Source organism: Blastococcus colisei (assembly GCF_006717095.1).
Taxonomy (GTDB): domain Bacteria; phylum Actinomycetota; class Actinomycetes; order Mycobacteriales; family Geodermatophilaceae; genus Blastococcus_B; species Blastococcus_B colisei.
Genome location: NZ_VFQE01000001.1, coordinates 1273401 through 1287111, shown reverse-complemented (window position 1 = coordinate 1287111; position 13711 = coordinate 1273401). Strand labels below are relative to the sequence as shown.

Below are 13711 nucleotides of genomic sequence, written 5' to 3'. Positions count from 1 at the left end.
ATATGCGGGAAGAACCGCGCCGGTCAGGATCGCGGCGCAGCAGAGGGACGAGCGGGAGTGGTCAGCGCTCCGACGAGCGCCGCTGCCGCAGCCAGGCCGTCACCGGCAGGGCGCCGGTCAGCCCGATCGCCCAGGGTGCCACCGCCGACGCCGTCACCGTCGACGCCGCGATGCCGGACGGGTCCGCAGTTGCCGCGTGGGCAGCCTGGATGTCGGGAGAGTCCAGGAGCCCGAAACGGCTGAGCGGCCAGACGATCACCGCGGCCTTGCCGATGACGTCGTCGACGGCGATCGTGCCGCCGTACTGGTCGCCGACGTGCGACCGGGAGTCGGCCGAGGCCGAGCGGTGGTCACCCATCACCCAGAGCCGCCCCTCCGGGACGGTCACCGGGCCGAAGGGGCGGTCCTCGAGGCGGATGTTCTCGAAGATGTAGGGCTCGTCCAGGGGTTCGTCGTCGACGGTCACGCGGCCCTCGGGATCGCAGCACTCGACGGTCTGGCCCTCGACGGCGATCACCCGCTTGACGAAGTCGTCCTCGCTCGGTGGCGCCACCCCCACCGTGCGACCGAGCCAGAGCATCGCCGCGGAGAACCAGTTGGACGGCTCGGCCACGGACACCTCCGGCGTCCAGGTGTCCGGGCCCCTGAAGACGACGATGTCGCCGGGCTCGGGCTCGCCGAACCAGTACGGCACCTTGTTCACCAGCACGCGGTCCCCGGTGCACCCGGTGCAACCGTGCAGCGTCTGCTCCATCGACCCCGAGGGGATGAAGAAGGCCTGGACGAAGAAGGTCTTGACGACCAGGGCGAGCACGAACGCGATGAGCAGGAGCACCGGCAGCTCGCGCAGCAGGGAGCCCTTCTTCGCGGCCTTGTCGCGACGGGCGCGGCGCGAGCTCCGGCCGGTCGCCTCGTCCGCCGTGGGGACGTCGTCCCCCCGGCCATCCCCCGGAACGACGTCGGCGGGCCCCCCGGGCCGGTCGCTGCTCATCAGGGAGCAGCGTACGGCGCGGGAGACCCGCCGCGACCACAGCCGGTCAGAACCGACTGTCAAGCGTGTCAGCGCGAGACGACGTCCCGCTTCTCCTTGATCTTGGCGGCCTTGCCGCGCAACTCACGGAGGTAGTACAGCTTGGCGCGGCGCACGTCACCGCGGGTGACGACCTCGATCTTCTCGACGACCGGGGTGTGCACCGGGAAGGTGCGCTCCACGCCGACGCCGAAGCTCACCTTGCGCACGGTGAAGGTCTCGCGGATGCCGCCACCCTGGCGCCGGATCACGACGCCCTGGAAGACCTGGATACGCGAGCGGTTGCCCTCGACCACGCGCACGTGCACCTTGACGGAGTCCCCGGGGCGGAAGTCGGGGATGTCGTCGCGCAACGAGTCGGCGTCGAGTGCGTCCAGGGTGTTCATCTCGGCAGTCCTCAGTCTCAGATGGCTCGTTCTCGGTGCGGACAGCGGAACGCCCCGGCTGTCCGGTCCCGGGGAGCTGCGGCTCCTGCGGAGGAGCTCCCACCGGCGGCGCCGACGGTCTGCAGCAGCTCTCTACTGTGCCACATCTTCAGCTGACGATGCGCGGCGGCCCCGTCCACGAGCCGGTGAGCAGCTCCGACAGCCGGTCGGCGAGGTCACCGGGCGCAAAGGTCTCCGTGCTCGCGGCGATCTCCTCGACCGACCACCAGCGGTGCGGTTCCTCACCCAGCAGCTCCAGCTCGGTACGGCCGCGGGCGTCCACCTCGTGGACGACGTCGCGGAGGACGAAGAAGGTCTCCCGCGAGTCGATGTCCATCCCCGCGAAGACGCCGACGTGCCGGCGCAGCCACACCGGTCCTTCCAGCGCCGACGGTGCGGCGACGAATCCGATCTCCTCGGCGAGCTCGCGGACGGCGGCATCCCGCACGCCCTCGCCGTCCTCCACTCCCCCGCCGGGCGTGTACCAGAACAGGACGTCGCCGGGCGGCACCGCGGGGTCGCTGAGCCGGGCCCCGAGCAGGAGCACCCGGTCGGAGGGATCGAGGACGACGACCCGAGCGGTCGGCCGGACCCATGGACGCTTCACGAGTGGTCCAGAGCGGCCCGTTCCGCGTCAGTGAGGCCATCCTCCGGAAGTGCGGCGAGCAGGTCGGGACGGCGGGTGGCCGTGCGCCGCAGCGACTCCGCGCGCCGCCAGCGGGCGATGGCCGCGTGATCGCCCGACAGCAGCACCGGCGGGACCTCGTGGCCGCGCCATGTTGCCGGCCGGGTGTAGGAGGGCCCTTCGAGCAGCCCGTCGGCGTGCGAGTCGAACTCGACGGACTCCCGGTTGCCCACGACGCCGGGCAGCAGCCGGGTGACCGCCTCGACCATCACCAGGACCGCGGACTCCCCGCCGGCGAGCACGTAGTCGCCGATGGAGACCTCCGACACCGGGCCCGCCTCGGCTGCCCAGTCGGCGACCCGCTGGTCGATGCCCTCGTAGCGGCCGCAGGCGAAGACCAGGCCGGGCTCGGTCACCCACTCGGCGGCCATGGCCTGGGTGAAGGGCCGGCCGGCGGGCGTGGGGACGACGAGCCGGGTACCGGGCGGGCGGACGGCCTCCAGGGCGAGCGCCCACGGCTCGGGCTTCATGACCATGCCGGGGCCGCCGCCGTACGGAGCGTCGTCCACGGTGCGGTGCACGTCGTCGGTCCACTGCCGCAGGTCGTGCACACCGATTGCGACCAGCCCCCGCTCGGCGGCCTTGCCCAGCAGCGACTGCCCCAGTGGGGCGAGGTACTCGGGGAAGATCGTGACGACGTCGACGCGGAAGGTCACAGGTCGAGCAGCCCCTCCGGTGGGTCGACGACCAGGAAGCCCCCGGCCACGTCGACCGTGGGCACGATCGCGGACGCGAAGGGGATCAGCGCCTCCCCGCCGTCGCCGCGGCGGACGACCAGCAGATCCTGCGCCTCGTGGCGGACCGCGGTGACCTCGCCGACGGCCGAGCCGTCGGGCAGCCGGACGCTCAGGCCCACCAGCTGGTGGTCGTAGTAGGAGTCCGGGTCCTCGATCTCCGGCAGGTCCGCGACGGGGACGAGCAGGAGCGTGTTGCGCAGGGCGTCGACGTCCTCGCGGGTGCCGTAGACCTCACCGGAGGGGGCCGCCAGCTGCAGCAGCAGGGTGCCACTGTGCCAGCGCTTGTCGACGACGGTGAGCGGCCCGCGCTTGGGCGGATCGGTGGCCAGCACCGCGCCGGGGGCGAACCGGTCGTCGGGGTCGTCGGTGCGCACCTCGACGGTGGCCAGACCACGAACACCGTGGGGTCGGCCGATGCGGCCGACCACCACGGTGTCGGAGGAACCTTCGGTCAAGCCGACGCTCAGCGCCCGTCGGTGTCGACGACGTCGACCCGGAGGCCGCGCCCGCCGACGCCGGTCATCACCTGGCGCAGCGCCTTGGCGGTGCGCCCGCCCCGGCCGATGACCTTGCCGAGATCGTCGGGGTGGACCCGGATCTCGAGGGTCTTGCCGCGACGGTTGGTGAGCAGGTCGACGGTCACGTCTTCCGGGTGGTCGACGATGCCCTTGACCAGGTGCTCGAGCGCGTCTTCCAGCACGTCTTACTCGGCGGGCGTCTCTGCGGCGGCGTCCGCGGCGGGTGCCTCGGGCGCAGCCTCGGCGGCCGGTGCCTCGTCGGCAGCGGCGGCCTTCTTGGGAGCGGCCTTCTTCTTGGCGGTGGTCGCCTCGTTGGTCGGCTCGTCCATGCCGGCGCGGACGGCGGCCTCGTAGAGGGCCTTCTTGTCCGGCTTGGGCTCGGCGACCCGCATCGGGGCGGGGGCCGGCTCGCCCTTGAACTTCTGCCAGTCGCCGGTCACCCGGAGGATGGCGGCGACGGCCTCGGTCGGCTGGGCGCCGACGCCGAGCCAGTAGGCAGCGCGCTCGGCGTCGACCTCGATGAAGGAGGGGTCCTCCTTCGGGTGGTACTTGCCGATCGTCTCGATCGAGCGGCCGTCACGCTTGGTCCGGGCGTCGGCGACGACGATGCGGTAGTACGGCGCGCGCATCTTGCCCAGGCGCATGAGCTTGATCTTGGTGGCCACGGTGGGTGGTGTACTCCTCGAACGCTGTGTGGTTGCTCGCCGGAGCGGCGTGTGGGGGTACGCCGGGGCGGAGCGATGGACACGGCCGGAAACGGTGAGAGGGCCGCCACCGCCGTGTTCGACCCGCCATTGTGCCAGACGGTGTGGGGGCGCCGTCCGGCCCCCGGCGTCAGCCGCGGACGGCGGCGAGCACGCGGGCACCCGCCTCGGCGACGGGCACCTCCTCGCGTTCGCCGGTCCTCCGGTCGCGCACCTCGATGACGCCCTCGGCGAGGCCCCTGCCGACCGTGACGATCGTCGGCATACCGAGCAGCTCGGCGTCCCTGAACTTCACGCCTGGGGAGACCTTCGGCCGGTCGTCGTAGAGCACGGTGAGACCGGCGGCCACGAGCTCGGCCGCCAGGGACTCGGCGGCCTCGAACACGGCCGCGTCCTTGCCCGTGGCGACGACGTGCACGTCGGCCGGGGCGACCTCGCGGGGCCAGACCAGGCCCAGCTCGTCGTGCGTGGACTCGGCGATCGCCGCGACGGCGCGGGAGACCCCGATGCCGTAGGACCCCATGGTCACCGTGACCAGCTTGCCGTTCTCGTCGAGCACCTTGAGGTCGAGGGCCTGGGCGTACTTGCGGCCGAGCTGGAAGATGTGGCCCATCTCCACGCCGCGGGCGAGCTCCAGCGGCCCGGAGCCGTCGGGCGCGGGGTCTCCGGGCAGCACCTCGGCCGCCTCGATGACGCCGTCCCAGGTGAAGTCCCGCCCCGCCACGAGGTCGAACACGTGCTTGCCGGACTCGTTCGCGCCGGTGATCCAGCGGGTGCCGGGGACGACCCGGGGATCGACCAGGTAGCGGATCTTCGACTCGCTCTCGCTGCCGAGCACCTGCGGTCCGATGTAGCCCTTGACGAGGGCCGGGTTGCCGGCGAAGTCGGTGAACGGCTCGACCTCGGCCGGGGCGAGTTGCGCCTCCAGCCGCTTGGCGTCGACCTCGCGGTCGCCGGGCAGACCGATGACCAGCGGTTCGCGGCTGCCGTCGGGCTGCACGAGGGTGACGACGACGTTCTTCAGCGTCGACGCGGCGGTGTACCCGGCGTCGGGGAACATCTCCTGCGCGACGGCGACCAGCGTCTCGATGGTCGGGGTGTCGGGGGTGTCCTCGACGTGCGCCTCCGGCAGCCCGTCGAACGGGATCGCCTCGGGGACGACGGTGGAGACGGCCTCCACGTTCGCCGCGTAGCCGCCGGGCGAGCGGGCGAAGGTGTCCTCGCCGATCGACGTCGGGTGCAGGAACTCCTCGCTCTTGGACCCGCCCATCGCACCGGACATCGCCGAGACGATCACGTAGTCCAGGCCGAGCCGGTCGAAGATCCGGATGTAGGCGGCGCGGTGCGCGGCGTAGGAGCGGTCCAGCCCGGCGTCGTCGACGTCGAAGGAGTAGCTGTCCTTCATCGTGAACTCGCGCCCGCGGAAGAGCCCGGCCCGCGGCCGCGCTTCGTCCCGGTACTTCGTCTGGATCTGGTACAGCGAGAGCGGCAGGTCCTTGTAGGAGCCGTAGAGGTCCTTCACCAGGAGCGTGAACATCTCCTCGTGCGTGGGGCCGAGCAGGAAGTCGTTGCCCCGCCGGTCCTGCAGGCGGAAGAGGTTGGGGCCGTACTCGGTCCACCGGCCGGTCGCCTCGTAGGGCTCGCGGGGCAGCAGCGCCGGGAAGTGGACCTCCTGCGCGCCCATCGCGTCCATCTCCTCGCGGACGATGCGCTCGACGTTGCGGAACACGCGGAAGCCCAGCGGGAGCCAGGTGAACCCACCGGGTGCGGCCCGGCGGATGTACCCGCCGCGCGCGAGCAGCCGGTGGCTCGGGACCTCGGCGTCGGCCGGGTCGTCACGCAGGGTTCGCAGGAACAGGGTCGACATCCGCAACAGCACGGAAGAAGTCTCCCAGGCGGGCGGAAGCGGTTTCCCGACAGCCCGGAGGGCGTCACCCGATGACGTACTCCCCGGCACCGAGGCGGAACGCGGGCAGGGGCAGCCCCGTCTCGCGGTGGATGGTCATCAGGACCGCGACGACGTGGACGACGAGCTGCCATGCGCCCATGTCTTCGTCCACGAAGTCGTCCACCAACCATGGTGCCCGCACCGCGTACACCTGCACGCGGTCCTCGCCGACCGGCATGGGGTCGATCTCCGGCTCGCTCGCGTCCGAATCGGTTTCCAGCACCAGGTGTATCGCGTCGATCCCTGCCGCGTCGCGCCACGCCTCGAGGTCGGCGTCCGCAGCATCGAGCAGTCGCTGCGCCTTCCCGGCGTTGCGCATGAACGCATGCATGCGCGTCGCGTCGTCGTCCATCGTGAACCCGCCGCCGATGGCGATCCAGTTGTAGTCCCGCACGCCGGCAACCTAAGCGACGACGCGGCCGCGCAGGAGGGTGAGACGGGGCCGGGCGAGGACGTCGAGGTCGACGCGGGGATCACGGTCGTAGACGACGACGTCGGCCGGCGCGCCCTCCTCGATGCACGGCAGGCCGAGCCAGGCCCGGGCCGACCACGACGCCGCGGCCAGCGCCGCCTCGGCGGGCAACCCGGCCTCGTGCAGGGCGCGGACCTCGTCGCCGATCCGGCCGTGCTCGATGCCGCCGCCGGCGTCGGTGCCGGCGAACACGGGGACGCCCGCCTCGAACGCCGCACGGACGACGGCGCCCGAGTTCGCGTACAGCCGCCGCATCGTGCTCGCGTAGGACGGGAACTTCTCCTCCCCCGCCGCGGCGAAGCCCGGAAAGTTCTCGACGTTCACCAGCGTCGGGACGACGGCCGTCCCCCGCCTCGCCATCTCGCCGATGAGGTCCTCGGTCAGGCCGGTGCCGTGCTCGATGCAGTCGATGCCCGCGGCGATGAGGTCGGGCAGCGCGTCGGTGCCGAAGGTGTGCGCGGTGACCCGGGCGCCGGCCTCGTGCGCGGCGGCGATGGCGGCCGCCAGCACGTCGGGCGGCCACTCCGGCGCCAGGTCGCCGACGGAGCGGTCGATCCAGTCGCCCACCAGCTTGACCCAGCCGTCGCCGCGGCCGGCCTGCACGCGCACCTCGGCGCTCAGGTCCTCGGGCTCCAGCTCGATGCCGAGGTGGGGGATGTAGCGCCGGGGCCGTGCGATGTGCCGCCCCGCCCGGATGATCCGCGGCAGGTCCGGCTCGTCGTCCAGGATCCGGGTGTCGACGGGTGAGCCGCAGTCGCGCAGCGCGAGCACGCCGGCCGCGCGCTCGTCGAGCGCCTGCTGCCGCAGCCCGTCCAGGTCGTGCACGTGCGCACCGCCGACACCGATGCCGACGTGGCAGTGGGCGTCGACGAGGCCGGGGATCAGCCAGCCGCCCGTGCTGATCGTCTCGGCACCGGGGACGCGCTCGAAGCTGAACCGGCCCTCGCGCACCCAGAGGTCGCGGTGCTCCCCCTCGGGGAGCACCACACCGGCGAGGTGGAACGGCGGCCCCGGTGCCATGGCGCTCACCGGCCCGGCCGGTCGTCCTTGAACTGGTCGAAGTTCAGCTTCGAGAGATCGGGTAGCGCCTGACCCGGCGGCAGCTGCGGCATCCCCCCGGGCATGCCACCCCCTGGGAACCCGGCACCGGGGGGCAGCCCCGGGGCGCCGACGGGCCGGCGGGCGGGACCACCCTTCTTGCCGCCCTTCCCCTTCTTGCCCTTCTTCGACTGCGCCTGCATCTGCCGCCCGCGCTGCTTCTTCGACATGGGGCCCATGCCGGGCAGGCCCATGCTGCCGGCCATCTGGCCCATCATCTTCTGGGCCTGGGCGAACCGCTCGAGCAGCTGGTTGACGTCGGTGACGCTGACGCCGGACCCGTTGGCGATCCGCACCCGGCGCGAGGCGTTGATGATCTTGGAGTTGACGCGCTCCTGCGGCGTCATCGACCGGATGATCGCCGCGGTGCGGTCGAGGTCGCGGTCGTCGACCTGCTTGAGCTGCTCCTTCATCGCCCCGGCGCCGGGGAGCATGCCCAGCAGGTTGGCGATGGGGCCCATCTTGCGGATGGCCATCATCTGCTCGAGGAAGTCCTCGAGCGTGAAGCCCTCGCGCGACGCCAGCTTGCCGGCCATGCGCTCGGCCTGGTCGGCGTCGAAGGTCTTCTCCGCCTGCTCGATCAGGGTGAGCACGTCGCCCATGCCGAGGATGCGCGAGGCCATCCGCTCGGGGTGGAAGACGTCGAAGTCGGTGAGCTTCTCGCCGGTCGAGGCGAACATGATCGGCTGACCGGTGACGTACCGCACCGACAACGCGGCACCACCGCGGGCGTCGCCGTCGAGCTTGGTCAGGACGACGCCGCTGAAGCCGACGCCGTCGGCGAACGCCGTCGCCGTGTTCACGGCGTCCTGGCCGATCATCGCGTCGACGACGAACAGCGTCTCGTCGGGCTGGACGGCATCGCGGATGCCCGCTGCCTGCGCCATCAGCTCGGCGTCGATGCCGAGGCGACCGGCGGTGTCGACCACGACGACGTCGTGCATGGTCCGGCGGGCGTGCTCGATGGAGTCCGCGGCCACCCGGATCGGGTCCCCGATGCCGTTGCCGGGTTCGGGGGCGTAGACGTCCACCCCGGCCTGGCCGGCGACGATCGAGAGCTGGTTGACGGCGTTGGGGCGCTGGAGGTCGCAGGCCACGAGCAGCGGCGTGTGCCCCTGCTCCCTCAGCCAGCGGCCGAGCTTCCCCGCGAGCGTCGTCTTACCGGAGCCCTGCAGACCGGCCAGCATGATCACCGTCGGCGACTGCTTGGCCAGCCGGATGCGGCGGGTCTCGCCACCGAGGATGCCGACGAGCTCCTCGTTGACGACCTTGATGACCTGCTGCGCCGGGTTCAGCGCACCGGAGACCTCAGCACCCCGGGCCCGTTCCTTGACGGAGCCGATGAAGGCCCGGACCACGGGCAGGGCGACGTCGGCCTCCAGCAGCGCGATGCGGATCTCGCGCGCGGTGGCGTCGATGTCGGCATCGGTCAGGCGGCCTTTGCCGCGCAGGCCGGTGAAGACCTTGTCCAGGCGGTCGGAGAGGGTCTCGAACACAGCACGTCCTCGCAGGGGTCAACGGATGCGGGAGCCCCGCACCACCTGACCCCAGGGTATCGAGGTGTCAGGCAGCGATGCGGGCGCGCACGACGTCGGCCACCAGCGACAGCTCCCCCAGGACCACGGCCGAGCCACAGCCCACGCACGCCCACTCAGGGCAGTCGCCGCCGTCGTCGGTGTGCCCGTCGGCGCAGGGCGGCTGCACGAACTCGGTGATCTCCCCGCACGGGGGGCAGGGCCACAGTCGGCTGTCCACGTGGGCTCCTCTCGGCAGGGGGACCGTTCCGTCCCCGTCCACGCGACCGTCGCACGCCCTACCGACAGTTCACCGGAACCCACCCGGCGTGTCGGCCTTGCCGAACCCGCCGGCCACACCCACCCCGACCGTCGCGGACACGAGCGCGTCGTCGACCCGCCGGCGTTGCTCGGGCTCGACCGGCGACCCTGAGGGGTTGCACACGTAGAAGCAGTCGACCGCATCCGCGCCCAGGGTCTCGATCCGGGCCGACGTCACGTCCAGCCCCTCCCGCGCGATCGCCGCGGTGAGCCGGTACAGCAGTCCGGCCCGGTCGGCGGCCCGCACCTCGACGATGCCGGTCGCCGCACCGCTCACCTCGCTGTTGTGCCACGAGATGCGCGGGGGCGCGGTCCGGCCGTCGTCCTGCCGGTAGTCGGCCTCGCGCTGCCGCAACCGGTCGGCGAGCGGCAGCGTTCCCTCCAGCGCGGCCCGGACGGCGTCCGCGAGGATCTCCGGCACGGGGGCGCGACCGAAGCGCGGGCGGACGGCGAAGACGCTGGTGCCGTAGCCGTCCGCCACCGACATCTTGGCCGCGCGGACGTCGAGCTGGTTGAGCGCCAGCACGCCGGCACAGGTGCTCAGCAGGCCCGGCCGGTCGGGGGCCCCGATCGTCACCTGCTGGCCGTCGGCGACGTCCTCGATGCCGACCGTCACCGCACCCTCGGCCCCGGCGACGCCCAGCGGGCGGGCGGTCACCTGCGCCTCGGCGGGGTGCAGCACCGGCTCCGCGTCGGGCACCGGGCTCCCGCCCAGCTTCGCCTGCACCCGCGCCACGAGCGCCGCGACCAGGTGGGCCTTCCACGGGGACCAGGCCGACGCGCTGGTCGCCGCGCCGTCGGCCTGGGCCAGGGCGTGCAGCAGATGGAGGACGGCGGAGTCGTGACCGATCGTCGCCGCCACCCGGTCGATGGTCGCGGGATCGTCGATGTCGCGCCGCGTGGCGGTCGCCGGCAGCAGCAGGTGGTGGCGCACCAGGGTGGCCAGGGTCGCGACGTCCGGATCCGAGAATCCCATCCGCGCGCCGATCCCGGCAGCGATCGGCGCGCCGACCTCGCTGTGGTCACCCGGGCGGCCCTTGCCGATGTCGTGCAGCAGCGCCGCCACCAGGAGCAGGTCGGGACGGTCGACGTCGCGGGTGAGCTCGGCGGCGGCCGCGGCGGCCTCGATCAGGTGCCGGTCCACGGTGTACCGGTGAAAGGGATGCCGCTGCGGCAGGGACCGGATCCGGTCCCACTCCGGCAGCAGCCGGACGAGCAGTCCCTCCTGGTCCAGCTGCTCGAGCACGGGAACGGCGGCCCGCCCGCTGGCCAGCAGGCGCAGGAACGACCAGCGGACCTCCGCCGGCCACGGCTCGGGCACCGGCGGGCTGTGCACGGCGAGCACCTTGAGCGTGTACGGCGACAACAGCAGGTCGGCCCGCGCGGCGGCCGCGGCGGCGCGCAGCAGGAGCCCGGAATCGGCGACCGGCTTCGCCCCCTGCGCGAGCACCACCTCGTCGCCCTGCCGGACGACGCCCTCGGCCAGCGGCTCGCGGCGCACCCGCCGGTACCGGCCGCGGGGACGGCGGACCAGCGCGGCCTCGACCCGCCGCCACGTCTCGTCGGCGACGAACGCCAGCCGCCGTCCGGCCAGGCTCACCTCGCGCAGCAGCGCGTCCTCGTCGGCCAGACCGAGGGCGACCGACACCGGGCGCTGCTCCTGGCGGATCAGCACGTCGTGCGGCCGGCCGGTGCGCCGGCGCAGCTCGTCGCGCACGTCGAGCAGGAACGCGTACGCCTGATCCGGCTCCGCGCCCGGCTCGTCGCCGAGCTGGGCGGCGGCGACGGCGCGCAGGACCTGCCCTTCGCGCAAGCCCCCGTAGGCCTCCTTGAGGTCGGGTTCGAGCAGGAAGGCGAGTTCGCCGAGCCGGCGCGCGCGGTCGCGGCGGAGGTCGCGAAGCTGGGGCAGCAGCTTCCACGCCGCCTGCCGCCAGCTGGCGAGGGTGGCGGTGCGCAGCCGCGCGGCGAGCTCCGCGTCACCGGCGACGAGGCGGACGTCGAGGAGCCCGAGCCCGGCCTTGACGTCGGTGGAGGCGACCGCGACCGCCTCGGACACCGAGCGCACCGAGTGGTCCAGGCGGAGTCCGGCGTCCCAGACGGGATACCAGAGGGCGTCGGCGATGGCGGCGATCTCCGGCCGGCCCTCGTGGACGAGCACGAGGTCGAGGTCCCCGTGGGGCGGCAGTTCCCGGCGGCCGAGGCTGCCGACGGCGACCAGGGCGACGCCGTCGGTGCCCGTCGGCAGCTGCTCCATCCCCCGCCCACCCGAACCGCGGCGCGGCCCGGGCGGGGGCGTGCCCGCGACCGCGTCGGCGAGCAGTCCGCCCAGCCACGTGTCGACGGCGTCGACGCGCTCGGAGCGGGTCAGCCCGGGCAGCGCCAGAGGGTTCAGGGTGTCCCCCTCACACCGCGTCCTCGCCGCGTTCACCGGTGCGGACCCGGACGATCTCGTCGATCGTCGTCACCCACACCTTCCCGTCGCCGATCTGACCCGTCGAGGCGGCCTCGACCACCGCGTCGACCACGCGGGCGGCGTCGAGCTCGCTGACGACGACCTCGATGCGCACCTTCGGGACGAAGTCCACCTGGTACTCGGCCCCGCGGTAGACCTCGGTGTGACCCCGCTGGCGGCCGAAGCCCTGGACCTCGCTGACGGTCAGACCGGCGACGCCGATCAGTTCGAGGGCGTTCTTGACGTCGTCGAGCTTGAACGGCTTGACGATCGCGGTGACCAGCTTCATGCCAGGGTCCTCTCGGTGTTACGGGCCATGTCCGCCGATGTGGCGCGCGCCTGGCCGGCCGGTGGCGCAGTGGAGCCGCTGCTGCCGAGCGAGGCGAAGTCGTAGCCGGACTCCGCGTGCACGACGGTGTCGATGCCGGTGACCTCGTCCTCCTCGGGAATCCGGAAGCCCATCGTCTTCTGGATGACGATGCCGATTGCCAGGGTAAGGACGAAGGAGAACGCGAGGACGGCGACCGCACCGACGGCCTGACGCCAGAGCTGGTCGACGCCACCGCCGTAGAGGAGTCCGTCGATGCCGGCAGGGGCCTCGGCCGTGGCGAGGAACCCGACGGCGATCGTGCCCCAGAGCCCACCGACGAGGTGGACACCGACGACGTCGAGCGAGTCGTCGTACCCGAGCCGGTACTTCAGGCCCACGGCCAGGGCGCAGAGCGCACCGGCGACGGCGCCGACGACGATCGCGCCGATCGGCGAGACCGAGGAGCACGCGGGCGTGATGGCGACCAGCCCGGCGACGACACCCGAGGCGGCACCCAGCGAGGTCGAGTGACCGTCACGGAGCTTCTCCACCAGCAGCCAGCCCAGCGTGGCCGCAGCGGTGGCGACGAGGGTGTTCACCCAGGCGACCGAGGCGGTGTTGTTGGCGGCCAGCGCCGAGCCGCCGTTGAAGCCGAACCAGCCGAACCACAGCAGTCCGGCACCGATCATCACCAGGGGCAGGTTGTGCGGGCGCATGGCCTCGCGGCCGAAGCCCCGGCGCCTGCCCAGGACCAGGGCGAGCGCCAGGCCGGCCGCACCGGCGTTGATGTGCACTGCGGTGCCACCGGCGAAGTCGATCGCCGCCAGGTCGTTGGCGATCCAGCCGCCGGTGTGGGTGACCGTGCCGTCGTCGGTGAGGGTGAAGTCGAAGACCCAGTGGGCGACCGGGAAGTAGACGATCGTCGCCCAGACGCCGGCGAAGACCATCCACGCGCCGAACCTGGCGCGGTCGGCGATCGCACCGGAGATCAACGCGACGGTGATGATGGCGAAGACGGCCTGGAAGCCGACGAACGCCATCGCCGGGAGCCCGCCGTCGGCGCTGGTGGTGTCCTCCATGAGGCCCGCGAGGCCGAAGAACTCCGCCGGGTTCCCGAGCAGGCCGAGGCCGACGTCGTCGCCGAAGGCGACCGAATAGCCGTAGAGGACCCACAGGACGCTGATCAGTGCCAACGCCCCGAAGCTCATCATCATCATGTTCAGCACGCTCTTGGCACGGACCATGCCGCCGTAGAAGAGCGCGAGGCCTGGGGTCATCAGCAGCACGAGGGCCGCGCTGGTGAGGATCCAGGCGGTGTCGCCGGTGTTGACCACGGCAACCTCCTGAAGGGTTCGGGGTCGAGGGGCGACCCGGTCGATCCGGTCGGCGCTCACCGTGCCGTCGCGGTGTTTCCGGGGCGTTCGTCCTCGCGTTTCGGCCCGGTGAACTCCCGCCGCGTGTCCGGCGCCTGCGTTGCGGCGGTGTTGCGCGCCCCGG

At 72.7% G+C, this 13711-nt stretch carries 15 protein-coding genes; all 15 read right to left on the bottom strand.

The features are described from left to right. Nucleotides 1–61 precede the first annotated feature (61 nt). The gene (gene lepB, locus FHU33_RS06145) at nucleotides 62–991 is read right to left on the bottom strand and encodes a signal peptidase I (protein ID WP_142024548.1); all 930 of its coding nucleotides are present in this window, start codon (nucleotides 989–991) and stop codon (nucleotides 62–64) included. 68 nt (nucleotides 992–1059) lie between these two features. Further along, on the bottom strand, nucleotides 1060–1416 hold the full coding sequence (gene rplS, locus FHU33_RS06140) for a 50S ribosomal protein L19 (RefSeq protein ID WP_142024547.1): 357 nt from the start codon (nucleotides 1414–1416) through the stop codon (nucleotides 1060–1062). 148 nt (nucleotides 1417–1564) lie between these two features. After that, nucleotides 1565–2062 (bottom strand): NUDIX hydrolase, encoded by a 498-nt coding sequence (locus FHU33_RS06135; protein ID WP_142024546.1) that lies wholly within the window; start codon nucleotides 2060–2062, stop codon nucleotides 1565–1567. Further along, nucleotides 2059–2796: a tRNA (guanosine(37)-N1)-methyltransferase TrmD gene (trmD, locus tag FHU33_RS06130; RefSeq protein WP_142024545.1), complete on the bottom strand. Its 738-nt coding sequence runs from the start codon at nucleotides 2794–2796 to the stop codon at nucleotides 2059–2061. The genes FHU33_RS06135 and trmD overlap by 4 nt, the downstream gene beginning before the upstream one ends. Further along, nucleotides 2793–3332, bottom strand: coding sequence for a ribosome maturation factor RimM (gene rimM, locus FHU33_RS06125; RefSeq protein WP_246063319.1), 540 nt, complete (start codon nucleotides 3330–3332; stop codon nucleotides 2793–2795). The genes trmD and rimM overlap by 4 nt, the downstream gene beginning before the upstream one ends. A gap of 8 nt (nucleotides 3333–3340) precedes the next feature. Further along, complete coding sequence (locus tag FHU33_RS06120; protein WP_089336030.1) at nucleotides 3341–3577, bottom strand: RNA-binding protein; 237 nt, start codon at nucleotides 3575–3577, stop codon at nucleotides 3341–3343. 3 nt (nucleotides 3578–3580) lie between these two features. Beyond that, nucleotides 3581–4060, bottom strand: coding sequence for a 30S ribosomal protein S16 (rpsP, locus tag FHU33_RS06115; RefSeq protein ID WP_142024543.1), 480 nt, complete (start codon nucleotides 4058–4060; stop codon nucleotides 3581–3583). Nucleotides 4061–4229: 169 nt separating this feature from the next. Continuing rightward, nucleotides 4230–5978 carry a proline--tRNA ligase gene (locus FHU33_RS06110; protein WP_142024542.1) on the bottom strand — a complete coding sequence of 583 codons (1749 nt, stop codon included), beginning with the start codon at nucleotides 5976–5978 and terminating at the stop codon, nucleotides 4230–4232. A 52-nt stretch (nucleotides 5979–6030) separates the two neighbouring features. After that, entirely contained in the window at nucleotides 6031–6441 is a 411-nt protein-coding gene (locus tag FHU33_RS06105) for a hypothetical protein (RefSeq protein ID WP_142024541.1), read from the bottom strand. Nucleotides 6442–6450: 9 nt separating this feature from the next. Beyond that, nucleotides 6451–7539, bottom strand: a complete 1089-nt coding sequence (locus FHU33_RS06100) for an amidohydrolase family protein (protein WP_142026990.1) — start codon at nucleotides 7537–7539, stop codon at nucleotides 6451–6453. A 5-nt stretch (nucleotides 7540–7544) separates the two neighbouring features. After that, nucleotides 7545–9113, bottom strand: a complete 1569-nt coding sequence (gene ffh / locus FHU33_RS06095; protein WP_142024540.1) for a signal recognition particle protein — start codon at nucleotides 9111–9113, stop codon at nucleotides 7545–7547. Nucleotides 9114–9180: 67 nt separating this feature from the next. Beyond that, nucleotides 9181–9372, bottom strand: coding sequence for a hypothetical protein (locus tag FHU33_RS06090; RefSeq protein WP_142024539.1), 192 nt, complete (start codon nucleotides 9370–9372; stop codon nucleotides 9181–9183). Nucleotides 9373–9441: 69 nt separating this feature from the next. Continuing rightward, nucleotides 9442–11880: a [protein-PII] uridylyltransferase gene (locus FHU33_RS06085; RefSeq protein WP_246063317.1), complete on the bottom strand. Its 2439-nt coding sequence runs from the start codon at nucleotides 11878–11880 to the stop codon at nucleotides 9442–9444. After that, a complete protein-coding gene (locus tag FHU33_RS06080) occupies nucleotides 11855–12193 on the bottom strand; it encodes a P-II family nitrogen regulator (RefSeq protein WP_142024538.1) in 339 nt (112 codons plus the stop codon). The genes FHU33_RS06085 and FHU33_RS06080 overlap by 26 nt, the downstream gene beginning before the upstream one ends. After that, nucleotides 12190–13548 carry an ammonium transporter gene (locus FHU33_RS06075; protein WP_142024537.1) on the bottom strand — a complete coding sequence of 453 codons (1359 nt, stop codon included), beginning with the start codon at nucleotides 13546–13548 and terminating at the stop codon, nucleotides 12190–12192. The genes FHU33_RS06080 and FHU33_RS06075 overlap by 4 nt, the downstream gene beginning before the upstream one ends. Between the last annotated feature and the right edge of the window lie 163 nt (nucleotides 13549–13711).

What these genes read in the sequence shown, in the direction of transcription:
- FHU33_RS06080 (WP_142024538.1), bottom strand. Translation starts at nt 12,193, where the DNA reads ATGAAGCTGGTCACCGCGATCGTCAAGCCGTTCAAGCTCGACGACGTC.
- rplS (WP_142024547.1), bottom strand. Translation starts at nt 1,416, where the DNA reads ATGAACACCCTGGACGCACTCGACGCCGACTCGTTGCGCGACGACATC.
- lepB (WP_142024548.1), bottom strand. Translation starts at nt 991, where the DNA reads ATGAGCAGCGACCGGCCCGGGGGGCCCGCCGACGTCGTTCCGGGGGAT.
- FHU33_RS06100 (WP_142026990.1), bottom strand. Translation starts at nt 7,539, where the DNA reads ATGGCACCGGGGCCGCCGTTCCACCTCGCCGGTGTGGTGCTCCCCGAG.